The organism is Paenarthrobacter sp. NPDC018779 (genome assembly GCF_044391085.1).
Classification (GTDB): domain Bacteria; phylum Actinomycetota; class Actinomycetes; order Actinomycetales; family Micrococcaceae; genus Arthrobacter.
Genome location: NZ_JBIRZS010000028.1, coordinates 1 through 17,320, shown reverse-complemented (window position 1 = coordinate 17,320; position 17,320 = coordinate 1). Strand labels below are relative to the sequence as shown.

Below are 17,320 nucleotides of genomic sequence, written 5' to 3'. Positions count from 1 at the left end.
TGTCTCGGTTCGCCGCGTTCTCACCCAACTGGGGGACAGCACACGTTCCACTGAGCGCTCACTGCAGCATGTGCTGTCCCCTACTTGGGCGTTAACCAACGACGGCGGCACCCGGGTTCCGCTGGTACGGAACCCGGGTGCCGCCGTCGGGCACTTCTTGCTACTTATCGCCGCCAGGAAGCGGGCGGTTGGCGACGACGGGGGCGCTGCCCGTGTAGCCGTCCCGCGTGGCTGCAAGCTCGTGGATCTGCTTGCGGCACAGGAACCAGCCCCAAACCATGAGTCCGCAAGCCACCGCGGTGACAAGCATGGTGAGCGGCGATTCGATGAAGACCATCACCAGGACGCCCGCCAGGAAGATCAACGACAGCCAGCCCGTGTAGGGTGCGCCGAACAGCCGGAACGACGGGCGTTTGACCCAGCCCTTGTCCGCCCAGCGCTTCAACTGCATCTGGCACAGGACGATCGTGGCCCAGGTGACGATGATACCCACGGAAGCGACGTTCAGCACGATCTCGAAGGCATCGGCCGGGACCAGGTAGTTCAGCGGGACACCGAGCAGGGAGACGCCGGCCGTGATCGCGATGCCACCGTAAGGCACACCGGCCTTGTTCATCCGCTGGGCAAACTTGGGAGCCGAACCGTTGACGGACATCGAGCGCAGGATACGGCCCGTGGAGTACAGGCCTGCATTCAGCGAGGACAGCGCTGCGGTGAGGACCACAAGGTTCATGATGACGTCAACGCCCTGCACACCAATGGAACCGAAGAACGTCACGAACGGGCTGACACCCTTCTCGTACGAAGTGTAGGGCAGGAGGAGTGCCAGCAGGATGACGGAGCCGACGTAGAAGACTGCGATACGGAAGACCACGGAGTTGATGGCCTTGGGCATGATCTTTTCCGGGTTCGCGGTCTCGCCGGCGGCGGTGCCGACGAGTTCGATCGAGGCGTAGGCGAACAGCACACCCTGCATCAGGATGATCATGGGAAGGATGCCGTTGGGGAAGATTCCGCCGTTGTCCGAGATGAGGCTGAAGCCCACCGTCTGGCCATCAACGGGCGTGCCGAAAATGACGAAGTAGGTGCCAACCAGGAGGAAGGCCACCAGCGCGGCCACCTTGATCAACGCGAACCAGAACTCCATCTCGCCGAAGACCTTCACCGAAACGAGGTTCAGGCTAAGCACAACCACCAGGGCGATAAGGGCCCACGCCCACTGCGGAACGGCACCCATCCAGGGGACATACTTGCCGAAGAAGTTCATGTAGAGCGCGGCTGCCGTGATGTCCACGATGGTGGTGGTGGCCCAGTTGATCCAGTAGAACCAGCCCGAAACGAACGCCGCCTTTTCGCCGAAGAACTCACGGGCGTAGGAGACGAACGAACCCGACGACGGGCGGTGAAGTACCAATTCGCCGAGGGCTCGGAGAATCAGGAAAGCGAAGAAACCGCAGACTGCATAGGCGATGACCAGCGAAGGGCCGGCCGCGTTGAGCCGGCCGCCCGCGCCAAGGAACAGGCCGGTACCGATGGCACCGCCGATCGCGATCATCTGGATCTGCCGGGGCTTCAAGTCCTTGTGGTAGCCCGTGTCCTCCTTGTGGAGGGCTTTCTCGCTGGCATGCGCTTGGGCCGGGACCGTGTGGTCCGTGATGGGGTTGGTCATGGGAATCCTTACGGGTGTCCTGTTGGGGGTCTCATGGGCGCGCACGTCTGGGGGTTTCGGGCGCGACTCAGAGCCTCTTGTGGGTGCCTCATCGGGCGGGACGGCTTTCAAAGCCGCTGGGCTGACTGGCCGGATTGGCCTACTTGCTCAGGTTTGCCAGACGTTCGGGGCTGAGCAGTTCTTCAAGTTGGGCTGCGGTCAAGAGACCGTGTTCCAAGACGAGTTCTGCTACACCCTTGCCGGTGGCCAACGCCTCCTGGGCGATGGCTGTGGCGGAGGCATAACCGATGTGCGGGTTCAATGCCGTGACGAGACCGATCGACTGCTCCACGGTAAGCCGTAGCCGCTCGGTGTTTGCTGTGATGCCCCGGACGCAGCGTGCCGTGAGGGTGCGGCAGGCTGCTTCCAGGTGGGAAATGCTCTTGTGCAGGCTGTGCACAATGATCGGTTCGAAAGCATTCAGCTGGAGCTGCCCTGCTTCCGCGGCCATGGTGACTGTCACATCGTTGCCGATGACTTCGTAGGCCACCTGGCTGACCACTTCCGGGATCACCGGGTTGATCTTTCCGGGCATGATCGACGAGCCGGACTGTACTGCCGGCAGGTTGATCTCGCCCAGTCCCGCACGCGGTCCGGAGGACAGCAGGCGGAGGTCGTTGCAAATCTTGGAAAGCTTCACGGCCACGCGCTTGAGGACGCCGGACAGGTGGACGAACGCGCCCACGTCCTGGGTGGCTTCAATGAGGTCGGCCGCCGTGAGGAGGGGCAGGCCCGTGACTTCGGCGAGGTGCCTGCATGCGGCCTCGGCGTACCCTGCCGGGGCGTTCAGGCCGGTGCCGATGGCCGTTGCGCCGAGGTTGATCTCGTGGATCAACATGTGCGACTCGTCCAAGCGGGCCCGGTCTTCGCCGATGGTCACGGCGTAGCCGCCAAATTCCTGGCCGAGCGTCATGGGCACTGCATCCTGGAGCTGCGTCCGACCCATCTTCACCACCGTCCGGAACTCTCGTCCCTTTTCCGCGAAGGCAACTTCCAGCTCCTCCAGAGCTTCCAGGAGTTCCTTCACGGAGAAGATCGTGGCGAGGTTTACAGCCGTCGGGTAGACGTCGTTGGTGGACTGGCTGAGGTTGACGTGATCGTTCGGGTGCAGCTTGGCGTAGTCACCCTTTGGGTGGCCAAGGATTTCCAAAGCACGGTTGGCGATGACCTCGTTGGCGTTCATGTTGGAGCTGGTGCCAGCGCCGCCTTGGATCACGTCCACCATGAACTGGTCGTGGAGCTTGCCGTCCAGGATGTCCTGGCAGGCTTGCTCAATGGCATTGGCCCGTTCCTTATCCAGCAAACCAAGCTCGTGGTTTGTGCGTGCGGCCGCCTGCTTGACCGCTGCCAGCCCCCGCACCAGATGCTTGTTGGTGGAAAGGGGCTGCCCCGTGATGGGGAAGTTCTCGATGGCCCTTAGCGTGTGGACGCCCCAATAAGCATCTGCGGGGACATTGCGGTCGCCCAAGAGGTCGTGTTCGGAACGGAGAGGGATCGCCTGATCGACGGTGGTCATAGCTGTCCTTTAGTTAGTGCTGAAAATCAGTGCTGCGCGGAGTTCGCCGACCGGTAGGCCGCCACCCAACACGGGTGGGCTCTGCAGCGAGTCCAGGCTGCCGCCGTCGAGCCCCAACTCCTTCAAAGCCGCGACCGTAACCGGCATGCGCGCCCGGTCTCCGCCGTCTGAAATCTTTACGGCCAAGCCGCGGCCGTCCGCGAGGCCAACCAGCTGAAGGCCTTCGAAGCCGTCTTTGGCGAGCAGGCCCGGAACAGCCCGCATGAGGGCAGTGACGTCGCGGCCCTCGCCAGCGACCATCTCCGGGAAGCGGCGCATGGCGTGGGCGACTTTGCCTTCGTTGGTGTCTTCCTCTGCTGAGGCTAGGCGACCGTAGGCGCGGGCCATGCCGTGGAGCGAGTGGGCGAAGAGCGGCGTGCCGCATCCGTCCGTGCTCACAGCGGCGGCTTCCTCGCCGGTCAGTTCGGTGATGGTGTCGCGGACCAGGACCTGCAGCGGGTGCTCCGGGTGCAAGTACCCCTCCACAGGCCAATCATTGATGACGCAGACGGCTGTCATGGAAGCGTGCTTGCCGGAGCAGTTTTGCGCCAACTGGGTGGGGCCGTTGCCTTCCCGCAGCCATTCGTTGCGCTCCTCGACACCGTAGGGAAGGTCGGTGCTGTTGCCCAACGCTGCCTCGGTCAGTCCGTGAAGCTTCAGGATTTCCGCGGCGCCGTCCCGGTGCATCTTGCTGCCCGAGTGGCTCGCAGCCGTCAAAGCGAGGAGGTCTTCCGGGATGTCCAGGCCGGCCCTGAGGAGGGCTACTGCCTGGAGCGGTTTCAAGCTCGACCGGGGATACATCGGGGCGTCCGGCTGGCCGGCTTCCAACGCGGTGCTTCCGTCCTTGTTCAAGGCGATCAACGAGCCGTAGTGGACGCTTTCCACCAGTCCGTCACGGGTCTGCTCGACGAGGGGGACGTGGTTGGGTGCTGCTTGCTGGGCCGCTTTGGGGCTGGGCATGGTGTCCTTTAGGTGGTTCATTTGCTGAGGATCGTGTCCAGGGCCACGCTGACGGCCTGCAGGTGCTCCGCCATGGCCTTGCTTGCCGCCTGGGAATCGCCCGATTCGATGGCGTTGAGGATGGCGACGTGTTCTTCGTCGGAGCGGTGCTGGCGGTCCGCCACGAGGTTGAGGGTTTCGGACTGGTGCGCCAGGGCGTCGCGGATGTCCTGGACGACGCTTGCGAAGACGCGGTTTCCGCTGGCGCGTGCGACGGCGGAGTGGAAGCTCGCGTCCAGGCTCACCCAGGCCTCGGGATCGTTTTCGTTGAGCATCTCCTGGACGATGTCCTTGAGGTGTTCGAGTTCTTCGTCTGTGCGCCGTTCGGCAGCGAGGCCTGCCGCGGGAATCTCGATGTGAGGCCTTGCTTCGTTAAGATCGCGCGCACTGTACTGGCCCAAGGTAAGGTCGTTTGCGACCTTGTTGGCCACAATGAACGTTCCCTTGCCGGTTTTGGTGACTGTCAGGCCCAGGGTGTTGCAGGACCGCAGGGCTTCCCTGATCACGGAGCGGCTCACGCCATACTGCGCTGCAAGGGTCGCTTCGGAGCTCAGCTTCGTCCCGATATCGAATTGCCCGCCTTCGATGGCCCTACGGAGTGCGGCGAAGACCGCCTCAGCCGCGGAGATGCGGGAGATCGGGGTGGGCGTGGCTCGGCTCTGTTCGGGGCCTTGCTGTCCGGCTGTCCGGCTGTCTGACAGGTTCACGTTATCGAATATGGCACGGGTCACAAGGGGCTGTCAACGCTGAAAGAACCGCTTCACGGTTTGGGTCTTCTGGGTGGCTTACGACGGCGGGTGGTTGGCTTTCGTGATGCCCTGCCATGGTGCCTTGATAGAGCGGATAATGGCTGGCATGAGAGCCGGAAGTGCGACTCAGTTGCCCCGCATCACAGTGGAGGTGCCGGTACTTGACGTCGGGGCGCCGTTGGAGTCGCTCGGACGATACGTCGACTCTGTGCGAAAACCGGAGGGCCTTCACATGACGCTGCTGCACGTGGGCATCCTGGATCGGCTGGCCGCAGATGTTGTTGCCTGGACAGGTGGTGTTGCCAGCGCAGACACCGTGATTCGGGAGGTCGCCAGTTGGCTCCGGGGACTGCCCGTATTGGACGGGTTCCTTGGCAAGTCCGCGAAGCTGATCACTCTCGGTGGCGGCCGCGTCAGCAGCTTGGAAGTCTCTGTGCCGCAAGCCGTTCACGATTATCAGACCTTGCTCGTCCAAGGACTTCACGTGCTCCTGGATGACCTCGGAGTAGATAACATCGACGACTTCATTCTGAGTTCGCCGGCACTCGGGTACCGATCCCCGCGCTGGATACCGCACGTCGCCGTCGGCCGGGCACGTTCCAAGCATGAGGCACCCTTGGAACTTGAGACTGTGGCCTTGGAATTCGGTTCTTCGCGCATCAGGAACGAGGCATCGCTTCCGTCCGTTGTTTAGGGCGACCCCTGTTTCCAACCCGAGGTTTTCCATGTCACCCCGCACCCTGTTCCGAACCGTTGCCTTCGCCGAAGCCGTGACCTGGACGCTCTTGTTAATTGGGCTCTTCCTGAAATACGTCACGCGCACTACGGATGTTGGAGTCAGCGTCGCGGGTGGGATCCACGGGTTCGTGTTCCTCTGCTACGCCTTTACGGCCGCGTTCACTTGGATCAACCAAAAGTGGTCTGCTGGTACCGGCTTGTTGGCCATCGTGTCGGCAGTGATTCCGTACGCCACGATTCCTGTGGAGAGATCACTCGATCGTCGCGGCCTGCTGGCTGGTGGCTGGAGGCTTGCAGTTGGAGGAGAAGAGCCTGTTGGGGCGTTGGAGAAGCTCCAGGCCTGGATCTTGGCCAAGCCGTTTCTGGCCGTGGGTGTAGTCCTTGTTGGCGTGGCGGCCGTGTTCAGTTTCCTGCTGTACATGGGCCCGCCGGATACGTGGTTCTCGTAGGGGCTGCTTCTTCCGCTGTGACAAGCGAAGGCGGGGAGAACCTTTAGTAATCGCCCGCCAATCTCTCGGCGGCAAGTTGGAGGATCCACTCTGGGGTCTGTTTGCCCAGCCCCCGGTCTGTGATGATGCGGACCCGGGCAGCGGCAATTTGAACACCACGGTCGTATGAGGATGCCAGATGTTTGATGGGATACGTGGATTCTTGTTCCGCGGCTCCCTCGGCATGCATTCCTTGAGGCTCCATTCTTTGCACTCCTCGTTAGTCGGGTCGTCTTCCCGTTTCGCAACGGTCCTGCCCTGAATCGGCCGATGGAACTTCGGGGCGGGGATTTGTCTCCATATTGCTTGTGTCGACAACCGCGTCATCGTGACGGCTGAACGGCCTAAGGGCTGGCACCTCGGCAACCCCCAGCGAATCGTCAGTTGCGCCTTCGATGATCCTTAGTTCCTCCGCGCCCGGAGGGCCTGAGCGAGAACGGCCATGATCCGGAGGCCTGTCTGTGCCCGTCTCGGTTCGTCCGAGAGGATGCGGCCCTTCGGGTGTCTCTGTCTGTCATTAGGCCAGGTGGAGGTCCCGCACTGGTGTTCCTTCGCGACCGACTTTGGGCCCGGTTGGTGGGCCTTTCCCGCGTTTTGGGCGCTGTTTGGGGGTCAATGTTGTTGGTGGCGGTACGGGGTGATTGTGCGTGGTGCCTGTGAGTGGGCGCTTCTTCAGTTGTGCTGCCTCCTTCAGCGGTGCGGGCTTCCAGTGGTGCCGGCTTTGTTAGTGCCTGGGTGGGGTGTTTGTGCCGGGGCAGCCCCAGGAGTGGGGGTTTTGTTCGCAGGTGTCGGCGACAAGGGCTGTTTCGGTTTTGAAGACGTGGATGGTTTTGGGTGTGGTGGTGAGGGTAAGGGTTCCGTTGATGGGCAGGGGTGGGCCGTTGTTGACGGAGTAGGTTCCGGTGTAGGTGGTGGTGACTGTGGCGGGGTAGTTGCCGGTGGTGGTGTAGGTGTGGCTGGTGCGGGTTTCTGTGGTGAGCCAGGTGTTGGCGGGGGTGGGGTAGCCGGTGGCTGGGGTGGGTCCGAGGGTTTGGCCGTCGCCGTAGGTGTAGGTGTGGGTGGTGGGGGTGGCGGTGAGGTGGACGTGTTGGCCGAGGATGGTGGTGTCGAAGTGTTGTTCGGTGGTGGTGGTGTAGAAGTTGGTGGGTCCGCCGGTGAGGGTGTTGGGGAAGGGCTGGGCTTCGAGGGTTCCGGGGTTGATGGGTAGTTGTTGGAAGTCGGTGAGGATTCGGGCTGCGATATCGGCGAGGACGTTTTGGGGTTCAGAACCGTAGAGACACGTTGGTTTCCCGGAAACAGGTTGCCAGTCTGTGTAGGTCGGGTTGGTGATTCCCTTGGGTGCTTTCATCCATATGACCGGCGAACCCTTTTCGCTGCCGGGCGTGATGGCAGGGCATTCGAGTGTGAGGCAGCCCATTTCCTTAGCGCCGGGACCACCAAGCTGACAGCGGTGGTCTGCCTTGTATTGATAGGGATCATCGGCGGCGTCGGCGGCCCCGGTTCGGCGAGCTGACTTTCCGGTCAACGGATCGCACTCCCAGGTAGACCCGACGTCAATAGTTCCGGCCGCTTTATTTGCCGTGGCCCACTCGCTCGATGCGTCGGCTATCGCGCCCGGCGCTGACATCGTGATCAAGAAACCACACAAAATCACGGCCTTAACGATTTCATGTGCCCATCTAGCGAATGACACCTGTATCAACAACCTTCCATCCCGACTGGAACGTCGCGACGATCACGAACGCGTCATTGCTGGGAGGGTCCGATAGTCGACCGGGTGAGCCATCGGCGTTGTAATAGGAAACTGCTTCCTGAACTACTTGCACCGTCGCCTGGTGCTCGTCTTCTTCGACATTCCAAATAACGTTGACGGTTGGTAGGTGAACGCGTCCACCAACCAACCAGCGACCATTCGTGTAGCCGTCGGACGATGCCTTTTGGTAGTACGCGCAGGGGTCACACTCAGGTGTGCTGAGCGAGTGGAGCTCCGAAATGTCGCCTGTTTCGTTCGCGTAATTGCCGACTGCGTACCAATACCGGATGAACGCCTCCAGCCCCTCCTTCGTGTTTTCCTTCGCCAAGGCAGGCATCACAGGCACGGGCACATTCTGGGCCCTCCCCGTCGCATCCGCTGGCTTGTACACGCCGGTGGGGACAGGTACAGGGGATCCCGGCGCCGGTTTGCTTGAGGCGGGCGCTGCCGTCGAGCCGGTGCCGGAAGGCGGTCCACTCGGTATCACTTCGCCTTGACAGCCCGACAGCAGCAGCATCACTAGGATGATCCCTGGCGCAAGCGAAGAGAGGCGGCGGGAGGGCCTGGTGCCACGATGTCCGTTCATGGGCGTTCACCATTGTTCCTGGCCGAAACGTCCGCAGGCCGCTCTTCGGCGTCACCGTACAAGCACGTTGGGCCGCTGATGATGATCCAGTCGCTCCAATCAGGGTTCTGGATGGACTTGACGGCCTTCTTCCAAATTACTGGTGTCCCTTGCCCGCCCGTGGCAGTCTGTGGCGCACATTCCAACGTCAGGCAACGACTGTCGGCAGTGTCGGGGCCGCCGAGTCGACAATGGACATCGGCCAGGTACCGGTAGAGGTCGTCTTCGTCGAGGAAGGGCGGCTCGGCTGGTGTACTTTTGCTGGGTGTGGCTTCCTGGGGTCCGGACTCCGCGTTGGTGTTGTCTGAGGCGTATTGACAGCTGCAAAGTAGCAATGTTGCTGCAATGCTTGCGGTCAAAATACCGACCAGCACGGATTTCTGACGCGTGCTCCCTGCCGCCTTCACGAGGGCTCTCCCCAGGCGAACGCCGAGGCAGCCAAAGTCGGAAGCCCGTCGTCATCCTCGTAGAAGCACATTGGGCCACTGACGGGAACCCAGTCCTGCCACCCAGGTTCTTTGATTCCGGCAGAAGTTCGCTTCCAAACCACAGGCCTGCCTTCTTGTCCCTCCGCTACCAGCGGCGGACACTTCAGTGCCAGGCAGCCTGGATCTTCGGAGTCAGGACCGTCCGCGCGGCAATGGTAGTCCGGTATGTACTTATACGTGTTCCCATCTGATCTCGCCGGAGCAGGCGTTGAAATCGCGGATCTTTGATCGTTGACTGCAGCATCCTGGCAACCGCTGAGCAGTACAAGAGCCACGAATCCGAGGGCAACGGGCCGGAAATGGGCATGCGGAATTAGGGCAAATGAACGGCGGAACATCAGACTCCCCAGTGACTGTTTTGGCGTAGTGCCCGTCAGTCTAGGCAGAAGGGAACACAGGAATCACCCAACAATGAAGGCCCTGTGGATAACTACCCCCGCAGCTTCTCCATGTCGCGGCGGTCCTTCTTGGTGGGACGGCCGGCGCCGCGGTCGCGCTGGGGGAGGCCCAACGCCGGAAGAACCGGCCGGGCAGGCGTGTGGTCGGTGAAACAGTGTGACGCAGCCTCGGCGCCGACGCGCTTCGCGATCAGCCGCCGCACTTCGAAGATCCGCTCCCACCCGGATTCGCGGACGCGGATGGTGTCGCCAACAATCACGGTCTGCGATGCCTTCACCGGATTGCCATTGAGTCGGACGTGTCCAGCTCGGCAAGCAGCGGTCGCAGCGGAGCGGGTCTTGTAGGCGCGGATGGCCCACAGCCAGGCGTCGACGCGGACGGTCGCGGGGGAGGACGGCAGGTTGTTCATGGTTCAGTCGAGTCTAGCGAAGGGCACGGGAGCCAGCCAGAAGGCCACGAAACCGCGGGAAACCACTCGAAAAAGCCGGAACGCTCCAGCGAACAAGCATGCTTCCCGCGAACGCGGCGGCACGGCACCGCGAACGCGGCGGCCAGGTCCCGCGAAGGCGGCGGCAAAGCAAAACGCTACCGAACCGTCACCTCAACCCGCTGCGCCATGTTGTTCCCTATGCCCTGGTAATTCCACACCTGCTCACGGGGCTGCAGCGCGCCGGAGGAGTCCATCGCCCGGCATCGCAGCACGTGCTCACCCGGCCGTGCCACCCACACCATGGACCAGGATCGCCAGGCAAAGTCGCCCAGCGGATCATCAAGGTGGGCAGGCATCCACTCTCCGTCGATCCCCACCTCAACCCGTTCAATGTCACCGTGTCCGGACCACGCCTTGCCGCGAAGCAGCACGGGCCCGGCGTCCACCACCCGGCGTCGGGTGAAGAAATCGGGGATACCGGGAGGAACCATGAGGGACTTCACCCTGATGTGCGAAACGGGCAGGCCGGGACCGTCTGGACCCTGCAGATAGTGGTACGCGACGGCTTGCTGGTATCCCATGAATCGGGACGTCACAGCTTCGATCGACGTCAACCACTTCACGCTCGCCATGCCATACCAGCCCGGCACCAACAGCCGCACGGGAAAACCGTGCTGGGGCGGCAACGGCTGCCCGTTCATCGCATAGACCAGCATGACTTCCGGGTGCTTGGCCTCCGCAACGGTAAGGCTCCGCGCGTACTGCTCTTCGGCGCCGCCTTGGATACCGCGGTCCGCACCGGTAAAGACGAGTTCGACGGCGTCACTCGCCAACCCTGCCTCCTCCAACAGGGGTGCCAAGGGAGTCCCGGTCCATTCGGCGGTGCCCACGGCGCCGAGCGTCCATGGCTGGCTGAGGGGCCGGGGTTGCAGGAGCGCCCGCCCGTTTCCTGCGCACTCCAACGTCACGGGCATGGTCACGGCGGGGCGGGCCTTGAGGTCTTCAAGGCTCAGTTCAAAGGAGTTGGAGACCGCGCCGCCAAGCCGTAACCGCCAGGATTCCGCGGAAAGGAACGGTACGTCGAAGTGGATCAACAGGTAGTGCAGGCCTGCCGGGGTGATGTCCTCCTGCAACGCTTCGAGTGGCATGGAGTGGTTGCGCCCTGCGAGCTGGAGTTCTTCGTGGGTCAGGGCCTCTTGCGTCGGCTGGCCTGGAGTGGCTGCGACGCCACGTTCAATATGGGGTGTGGACATGGGCGGCGGCGTTCTACTGGTACCTGACGCTGCGGGCGTGACGCCTCGGCGGGACCAGCAGCACTTAGGTCAAGGATCACGCCGCGCCCGAATGCCGTCAATAGCCCGTTGCGAGGCCCGCTGAACGTTTCAAACAAGCGGGCAAGCACGCAGGGCGGGCCGCACAACGGCAGGAGGCTACCGGCGTCGGAGTTCCGGATACTCCAGATGAGGCGCCACGGTGCCGGCGTCGCGCTCCAGGAAGTTGACTGCGGGAGCAACGATGTCGTCGATTTCGTCCAGGATGGCCTCACTCAGCACCACGTCGGCGGCCTTCAGATAGTCCGTCAGGTGCTCCTCCGTGCGTGGCCCAATGATCACACTGGTCACCGCGGGGTGGTTCAAGGCGAAAGCAACGGCGAGCTGGATCAGCGTCAGCCCGTGCCGGGCGGCAAGCTGTCCCAGGGCGTCGGCTGCGTGGAGCTTGCCTTGGTTGAAGGGTTGGGTGACGTCGAAACGGCCCGGCAGTGCGGAATAACGCGAACTCTCCGGCTGACCTGCGCCCACCCGGTAGCCTCCGGCGAGCCAGCCGCCGTCGAGCGGTCCGTAACTCAAAACCCCGACGCCGTACTGCTGGGTGATGGGGAAAACGTCGCGTTCATTGGCACGGACCAGGAGCGAATACGGGACCTGGTCCACCACGGGCGGGGTGAGGTGGTTGGTGTTGGCGATCCACTGCGCCTCCACCAGCTGGGCGGGGCTGAACACGGACGTTCCGTAGTAGAGGATCTTGCCTTGGCGGATGAGGTCGTTGAGGGCCGTGATGGTTTCCAGCAGGTCCGTGTTGTAGTCCGGCCGGTGCGCTTGGTAGAGGTCGATCCGGTCCGTGTTCAACCGGCGCAGGCTGTCCTCGACGGCCCGGACAATCCAGCGGCGCGAGTTGCCGGCGTGTGCCGGGTTGGAGCCCATCTGGCCGTGGAACTTGGTGGCAAGGAAGACGTCGTCCCGTCGGCTGTGAATGGCCTGTCCCACCACGGTTTCGGCCTCGCCCTGCGAGTAGATGTCGGCAGTGTCGATGCTCGTGATGCCGGCATCGAGTGCGGCCTTGATGATGCGGATGCTGTCCGCGGGGCCGGTGGGTGCGGTTCCGGTGCCGAAGTTCAGGGTGCCCAGGGTCAGTGGGCTGATCAGGGCGCCAGTGCGTCCAAGCGTCCGTAGCTCATTGAGGCTCATGTTGGCTTCCTGTGGTGGGTCTGGATGTCCCATCGAGGCTACACAGCGGTGCGGTGGGCAGAAACGCAAGCGGTAGAACTTCTTCGTTTTTCGTCTTGGGGAGTAATGGAACGAGCCTTACTTCGCGATATTTCTTGACATTCGGCAATACAAATGACGCGGGAATCAACAAATATGGAGCTTCTGTGGATCGCGTGAATTATGGGAAATGAGTTCAAACGACGCACGAAGGGGACAGCGAAATGACGCAGACAACAGTGGAAGAAACCGCCGCCATCAAGGCTGCCTTTGCGCAGTTCCCGTCCGGCGTGGCTGCGTTCAGTGCGATGGTGGACTTCACACCTGAAGCGTTGGTGGCGTCGTCCTTCACTGTGGGAGTGTCCCTGGAGCCGCCGCTGGTGATGTTCGCCGTGCAGAACTCCTCCACGACTTGGCCCAAGCTGCGGCAGGCGAGCAGGCTTGGGGTCTCGGTTTTGGCGGAGGGGCAGGAAACCGCGGCACTCCAGTTGGCCTCAAAAACCCGTGATCGCTTTGAAGGATTGTCCACCAGCGTCGCCGACTCGGGCGCGGTGCTGTTCGACGGCGCTGTCCTCGGGTTCGAGTGCGAAGTTGTTTCGGAGACGCCGGCAGGGGATCACGCGATTGTGGTGCTGGAGGTCAAATCGACCACGGTCAACCACGAATCCAAGCCGCTCATCTACCACGGCGCCGCTTTCAACAGGCTGGCCGCCTAGCAATCAGGAGTTGCGGCTCGCGCCGCTCAACGAACCTTTACGAATGGGGCTCGGAGACTTTCCGTTCTTGGAAGTCTTCGGGCCCGATCCAGTGGCGCCGGTTGCCTTTCCGGCAGGCTGGGCTGTCTTGGCGGCTTCTGGGTTTTTTGCGCCATTGCCCCCGGACGAATCCTCTGCGGGCTTGGCTGCCGAAGCCGCGCTGGAGTCGGGAGACGAACCGTTCCCCGTGGATGGCTTGGCGGGAGAGCCGGACTCATCGATGTCCCGGACCGTCACCTTGATGGCCGGCGGCTGATCGGCCTTGGCCCGGGCCGCCGCCCGCTCGTCGGCTTCAGCCACGGCGTCTGCCCAGTCCTTGGCCAGGACCGGCGGCTCCTTGGCCGCGGCAATGAGCAAGGGATGGTGGGAGGTCTGGTTTTCCACCGCATCCTTGACCTGCTCAGGCTTCGGCAGCTTTCTCGGATCCATCGCTGACTTCCACGCGCCGTCCTTGACGGCCGCGGACGCCTCGGCGATCCGGCGTCGGGCATCTCCCAGGAGGTCGCGTTTCGGCGCGACGGGAGCAGGGGGTGTTTCCACCACCAGCGCCGGTGCCGGCGGCGTCGAAGGCTCCGCCACGGCGGCAGCCGCAACGGCCTCCACTTGGGCGGTGTCCGGATGGGGGCTTGCTGCCAGTTGGTCCAGCGGGGACGCGGCTGCCTCTGCGGGAATCACGACGCCGGGACTCACCTCCACTGGTCCACGCGCCGGACGGCGGGGCAAGCGGACGATCGGAGTGGTGTCCTTCTTGGGGAAGATCCCAACCATGGCAAGCAGGACAATCGACAACAGGCGCCCCACTCCAGCCACAACCAGAGTGATGATGATGACCAACCCGAGTCCCAGGAACATGAGGACAGCCATCCCCAAAGTACCCAGATACGTCAGGTTGATGGCGAGTGTTGTCGGATCCTCCACTTAGCCTCCCCTGGCCGTCGTTTTGTGATGCGCGCGGTGCCCACCCAGCTTGCTCCATCCAGCCTACGGTTCAGCACTGACGGAATCACGCGCGGCTCAGGGGTCTGGCGCGGTTGTTTCGAAGCTGTTATATGGCGTGGGAAAATATGTTGCGCAGCTCTCATTTACAGCCTCGGGAAGGGGCATTTTGACGCCTGATACCAGTCGCCTCCGCAACGGCGCTTGCCCCTGCCTGTCGGGCGAGCAGTACTCCGATTGCTGTGGCCGTTTCCACCGCGGCGACGCCGACGCACCAACAGCAGAGCAGCTCATGCGCTCCCGGTACTCGGCGTTCGTTGTCTTGGATTCCGGGTACCTGCTCCGCACCTGGCACGCCTCCACGCGCCCGGGATCCCTGGAGCTGGATCCGGACATGCAGTGGCGTCGCCTGGACATCCTGGCCACCACAGCCGGAGGTCCGTTGGACACGCACGGCACGGTTGAGTTTGCTGCCCACTACAGGCAGGACGGCGAACGCGGCGTCCAGCGCGAGCACAGCCGTTTTGTCAGGGAAGACAAGCGTTGGTACTACGTGGACGGCGACGTGCTTTAGCCTTAGGGCCCCGCTACAGCCTTAGGGCCCGGTTACCGATACTTCCTGTGCAGGTTCTCCTTGGCGGACTCATGCGGCGACGCGTCCGCGATCCACGGCCCTGTTCCCTCGGACTGGTCCAGCACGCCGGCCTCGAGCCAGGCGTAGTCGCCGGCGAGGACTTTGCGCGAGAGCCCGTGATCGGCGTCGTCCGTGTTGCGCCAAAGCTGGTCGAAGTATTCGTCCACCCGCACCCTGGCCTGCTCGCAGTAGGCCTCGGCCAACTCAAAGGCGGCCGCGCCTTGTTCCGGGTGCGTCCGCAGCATGTTCTCGGCCCGCGAGCAGCACGCGGCCATGGCAAAGAGTTCGGCCCCGATGTCAACAATCCTGCCAAGGAACGCTTGCTTGTGCTCCAGTTTCGCCTGCCAGCGTCCCATGCCGTAGAACGTTTGCCGGGCCAAGCGACGCGAGGACCTTTCCACGAACCGGAGCTGCTTGGCGAGCCTGCCGAATTCGGCGTAGGACCGCGGATCCATCCCGGCGCCTGCCACGAGCTTGGGGAGCCAGCGCGCGTAGAAACCTGAAGCCCCGACGGCGGCCCTCGCCTTGTCCTGCAGGCTCGCGTCCGCTGAGGCGAGATCGCCGGCGGCGGAAAGGTGCGCGTCAACGGCTTCGCGGGCGATCAGGAGCTTCATGATCTCGCTGGATCCCTCGAAGATCCGGTTGATGCGGAGGTCGCGCAGGAGTTGTTCCGCCCCGACTGCCCGCTCACCGCGCGCCTCGAGGGAGTCCGCTGTTTCGAATCCCCGGCCACCGCGGATCTGGACCAGTTCGTCGGCGATCCTGCAGCTCAACTCCGTGGACCAGAGCTTGGCCAAGGCTGCCTCGATGCGGATGTCCCGCGCACCGGCGTCGGCCATCTCCGCAGACAACTCGAAGACGGCCTCCAAAGCAAACGTGGTGGCCGCGATGAAGGCGATCTTCTTGCCCACGGCCTCGTGCTGGCCAACGGGGCGGCCCCATTGCGTGCGGGCGTTGGACCATTCGCGGGCGATCTTGAGGCTCCACTTGCCGGCGGCAACGCACAGCCCCGGAATGGAGAGGCGTCCCGTATTCAGCGTGGTGAGGGCAATCTTCAGGCCTTGGCCTTCGCGGCCCAGGCGGTTTGCCGCCGGCACCCGTACCTGGTGGAAGCGGGTCACGCCGTTCTCGATTCCACGCAGGCCCATGAACGTATTCCGGTTCTCAACCGTGATGCCGGGAGAGTCCATCTCCACGATGAAAGCGGAGATTCCTCCCTTGTGCGTGGTGCCGTTCGCGTCGGTGTGGGCCGGGACCCGTGCCATGACCACCACGAGTTCGGCGATCACGCCGTTGGTGGTCCAAAGTTTCACGCCGTCCAAAACGTAAGAACCGCCGTCGTCCGCCAGTACGGCAGTGGCGCCCATCCGCGCGGGGTCGCTGCCGACGTCGGGCTCTGTCAGGAGGAACGCTGTGATGGCGCCGGCGGCGCAACGCGGCAAGTACTCCTGTTTCTGTTCCGGAGTGCCGAAAACCTTCACGGGCTCGGGGACGCCGATGGATTGATGGGCCGAGATCAGGGCGCCGAGGCTCGGGTGCACTGAGCCGACCAGGGCCAGGGCGCGGCCGTAGTACACCAAGGACAAGCCGAGGCCGCCGTATTCGCGGGGAATCTTCATGCCGAAGACGCCCAGCTCGGCGAGTCCTGCCAGATAGTCGTCGGGGATCTTGGCGTCACGTTCGATCACGCGCCCGGACATGGTCCTGCAGAACGCCTCAAGCTTGGCCATGAACTCCTCGCCGCGCTCAACATCCTCCGCTTTGGCTTGTGGCCAGGGGTGGATCAGGTCCAGGTCGAAGCTGCCCAAATAGAGGCCCTTGGCGAAGCTGGGGCGGTTCCATTCGGTTTCCCGCGCGGCTTCGGCGACGGCGCGGGCTTCTTCAGCGGTGGCGTTGACGCTTGCTGCGGAGAGACTGTTGTCAGTGGCGGACGTCATGGGATAACTCCTCTAGCCGGTTGTGCCGGATGGAGCCAGGGTCCGCCTCGGGTGGGAACCCTTCAGCTGTCCCTCAATGCTACCCGCGGGTAGCTTCCCGTACCAGTGGAGACCTGCGGCTGGAACTCCACCGGAATCTCCACCTGCCCGGCGTGGTGGACCAAGCTGTCCCAGGCGAAGTTGATGCCGTGGACCAGACCTCCGAGCACGCTCTTGACCACGTACCAAGCGAAGCTCAGGATGCCGATGAAAACGATCGCGGCCATGGCTGCTGCCGCGATGAACGCGACCAGGAGTGCAGCGAAGCCAAGCGTTCCGATAAAGACGTAGGTTCCGGTTTCAAGCGCAGTAAAGTCGAAGTTCATAGTGCCCCCCTATGCGACAGTGCGTGGGTAGACGCGGCGTTGCCGGCGTCGATGATCTGACCTTAGGGCTGGCGGCGGTTTGCAGCCAGTATGGAAACGCTGTTGATACGGGATCGAAACCATACCCTGCGGTAGGTCACGGAAAGGGCACGACGGCGGCGCTCGCCTGCGTGGGCGGTGCATCCAACTAATACGAAAGTATTGGTGGGTTAGGCTGCGGTGACCGGGGTGATGGTGACGTTGTAGCCGAGGTTGTTGAGTTGTTTGATGGCGCGGTT

16 protein-coding genes are annotated in these 17,320 nt (G+C 63.1%); 4 read left to right on the top strand and 12 right to left on the bottom strand.

All coding sequences use genetic code 11. The features are described from left to right. Nucleotides 1–160 precede the first annotated feature (160 nt). From ACH488_RS19960 to ACH488_RS19945, 4 genes are all read right to left on the bottom strand, one after another. Complete coding sequence (locus ACH488_RS19960; RefSeq protein WP_397326303.1) at nt 161–1,669, bottom strand: amino acid permease; 1,509 nt, start codon at nt 1,667–1,669, stop codon at nt 161–163. Nucleotides 1,670–1,808: 139 nt separating this feature from the next. Further along, complete coding sequence (aspA, locus tag ACH488_RS19955) at nt 1,809–3,224, bottom strand: aspartate ammonia-lyase (RefSeq protein WP_397326302.1); 1,416 nt, start codon at nt 3,222–3,224, stop codon at nt 1,809–1,811. A gap of 9 nt (nt 3,225–3,233) precedes the next feature. After that, nucleotides 3,234–4,244, bottom strand: a complete 1,011-nt coding sequence (locus ACH488_RS19950) for an asparaginase (protein ID WP_397326301.1) — start codon at nt 4,242–4,244, stop codon at nt 3,234–3,236. Beyond that, the gene (locus ACH488_RS19945) at nt 4,241–4,969 is read right to left on the bottom strand and encodes a FadR/GntR family transcriptional regulator (RefSeq protein WP_397326300.1); all 729 of its coding nucleotides are present in this window, start codon (nt 4,967–4,969) and stop codon (nt 4,241–4,243) included. The genes ACH488_RS19950 and ACH488_RS19945 overlap by 4 nt, the downstream gene beginning before the upstream one ends. A 148-nt stretch (nt 4,970–5,117) precedes the next feature. On the opposite strand from ACH488_RS19945, the gene ACH488_RS19940 reads away from it, so the two are divergent. Both ACH488_RS19940 and ACH488_RS19935 read left to right on the top strand, forming a co-directional pair. Continuing rightward, nucleotides 5,118–5,705, top strand: a complete 588-nt coding sequence (locus ACH488_RS19940; protein ID WP_397326299.1) for a hypothetical protein — start codon at nt 5,118–5,120, stop codon at nt 5,703–5,705. Between the two features lie 31 nt (nt 5,706–5,736). Beyond that, nucleotides 5,737–6,198: a DUF3817 domain-containing protein gene (locus tag ACH488_RS19935; protein ID WP_397326298.1), complete on the top strand. Its 462-nt coding sequence runs from the start codon at nt 5,737–5,739 to the stop codon at nt 6,196–6,198. 763 nt (nt 6,199–6,961) lie between these two features. Here ACH488_RS19935 and ACH488_RS19930 read toward each other — a convergent pair. From ACH488_RS19930 to ACH488_RS19910, 5 genes are all read right to left on the bottom strand, one after another. After that, nucleotides 6,962–7,762, bottom strand: a complete 801-nt coding sequence (locus ACH488_RS19930; protein WP_397326297.1) for a hypothetical protein — start codon at nt 7,760–7,762, stop codon at nt 6,962–6,964. A 154-nt stretch (nt 7,763–7,916) separates the two neighbouring features. After that, nucleotides 7,917–8,507: a DUF6318 family protein gene (locus ACH488_RS19925; protein ID WP_397326334.1), complete on the bottom strand. Its 591-nt coding sequence runs from the start codon at nt 8,505–8,507 to the stop codon at nt 7,917–7,919. A gap of 1,026 nt (nt 8,508–9,533) precedes the next feature. Continuing rightward, complete coding sequence (locus ACH488_RS19920; RefSeq protein WP_397326296.1) at nt 9,534–9,911, bottom strand: RNA-binding S4 domain-containing protein; 378 nt, start codon at nt 9,909–9,911, stop codon at nt 9,534–9,536. 176 nt (nt 9,912–10,087) lie between these two features. Next, nucleotides 10,088–11,185 (bottom strand): sulfite oxidase, encoded by a 1,098-nt coding sequence (locus ACH488_RS19915; RefSeq protein WP_397326295.1) that lies wholly within the window; start codon nt 11,183–11,185, stop codon nt 10,088–10,090. A 177-nt stretch (nt 11,186–11,362) separates the two neighbouring features. Further along, the gene (locus tag ACH488_RS19910; protein WP_397326294.1) at nt 11,363–12,397 is read right to left on the bottom strand and encodes an aldo/keto reductase; all 1,035 of its coding nucleotides are present in this window, start codon (nt 12,395–12,397) and stop codon (nt 11,363–11,365) included. A 242-nt stretch (nt 12,398–12,639) separates the two neighbouring features. On the opposite strand from ACH488_RS19910, the gene ACH488_RS19905 reads away from it, so the two are divergent. Then, complete coding sequence (locus tag ACH488_RS19905) at nt 12,640–13,131, top strand: flavin reductase family protein (protein ID WP_397326293.1); 492 nt, start codon at nt 12,640–12,642, stop codon at nt 13,129–13,131. A 3-nt stretch (nt 13,132–13,134) separates the two neighbouring features. Here ACH488_RS19905 and ACH488_RS19900 read toward each other — a convergent pair whose 3' ends face one another. After that, on the bottom strand, nt 13,135–14,088 hold the full coding sequence (locus tag ACH488_RS19900) for a hypothetical protein (protein ID WP_397326292.1): 954 nt from the start codon (nt 14,086–14,088) through the stop codon (nt 13,135–13,137). Nucleotides 14,089–14,275: 187 nt separating this feature from the next. On the opposite strand from ACH488_RS19900, the gene ACH488_RS19895 reads away from it, so the two are divergent. Further along, the gene (locus ACH488_RS19895; protein WP_397326291.1) at nt 14,276–14,680 is read left to right on the top strand and encodes a YchJ family protein; all 405 of its coding nucleotides are present in this window, start codon (nt 14,276–14,278) and stop codon (nt 14,678–14,680) included. Between the two features lie 32 nt (nt 14,681–14,712). Here the strand turns inward: ACH488_RS19895 and ACH488_RS19890 are convergent, their stop codons facing one another. Continuing rightward, nucleotides 14,713–16,677: an acyl-CoA dehydrogenase family protein gene (locus tag ACH488_RS19890; RefSeq protein WP_397326290.1), complete on the bottom strand. Its 1,965-nt coding sequence runs from the start codon at nt 16,675–16,677 to the stop codon at nt 14,713–14,715. A gap of 62 nt (nt 16,678–16,739) precedes the next feature. Continuing rightward, complete coding sequence (locus tag ACH488_RS19885) at nt 16,740–17,042, bottom strand: hypothetical protein (protein ID WP_397326289.1); 303 nt, start codon at nt 17,040–17,042, stop codon at nt 16,740–16,742. Nucleotides 17,043–17,320: the final 278 nt, after the last annotated feature.

Coding starts and splice junctions, on each gene's coding strand:
- ACH488_RS19960 (WP_397326303.1), bottom strand. CDS start 1,669: ATGACCAACCCCATCACGGACCACACGGTCCCGGCCCAAGCGCATGCC.
- aspA (WP_397326302.1), bottom strand. CDS start 3,224: ATGACCACCGTCGATCAGGCGATCCCTCTCCGTTCCGAACACGACCTC.
- ACH488_RS19950 (WP_397326301.1), bottom strand. CDS start 4,244: ATGAACCACCTAAAGGACACCATGCCCAGCCCCAAAGCGGCCCAGCAA.
- ACH488_RS19940 (WP_397326299.1), top strand. CDS start 5,118: ATGAGAGCCGGAAGTGCGACTCAGTTGCCCCGCATCACAGTGGAGGTG.
- ACH488_RS19935 (WP_397326298.1), top strand. CDS start 5,737: ATGTCACCCCGCACCCTGTTCCGAACCGTTGCCTTCGCCGAAGCCGTG.
- ACH488_RS19925 (WP_397326334.1), bottom strand. CDS start 8,507: ATGCTGCTGCTGTCGGGCTGTCAAGGCGAAGTGATACCGAGTGGACCG.
- ACH488_RS19920 (WP_397326296.1), bottom strand. CDS start 9,911: ATGAACAACCTGCCGTCCTCCCCCGCGACCGTCCGCGTCGACGCCTGG.
- ACH488_RS19915 (WP_397326295.1), bottom strand. CDS start 11,185: ATGTCCACACCCCATATTGAACGTGGCGTCGCAGCCACTCCAGGCCAG.
- ACH488_RS19910 (WP_397326294.1), bottom strand. CDS start 12,397: ATGAGCCTCAATGAGCTACGGACGCTTGGACGCACTGGCGCCCTGATC.
- ACH488_RS19905 (WP_397326293.1), top strand. CDS start 12,640: ATGACGCAGACAACAGTGGAAGAAACCGCCGCCATCAAGGCTGCCTTT.
- ACH488_RS19890 (WP_397326290.1), bottom strand. CDS start 16,677: ATGACGTCCGCCACTGACAACAGTCTCTCCGCAGCAAGCGTCAACGCC.
- ACH488_RS19885 (WP_397326289.1), bottom strand. CDS start 17,042: ATGAACTTCGACTTTACTGCGCTTGAAACCGGAACCTACGTCTTTATC.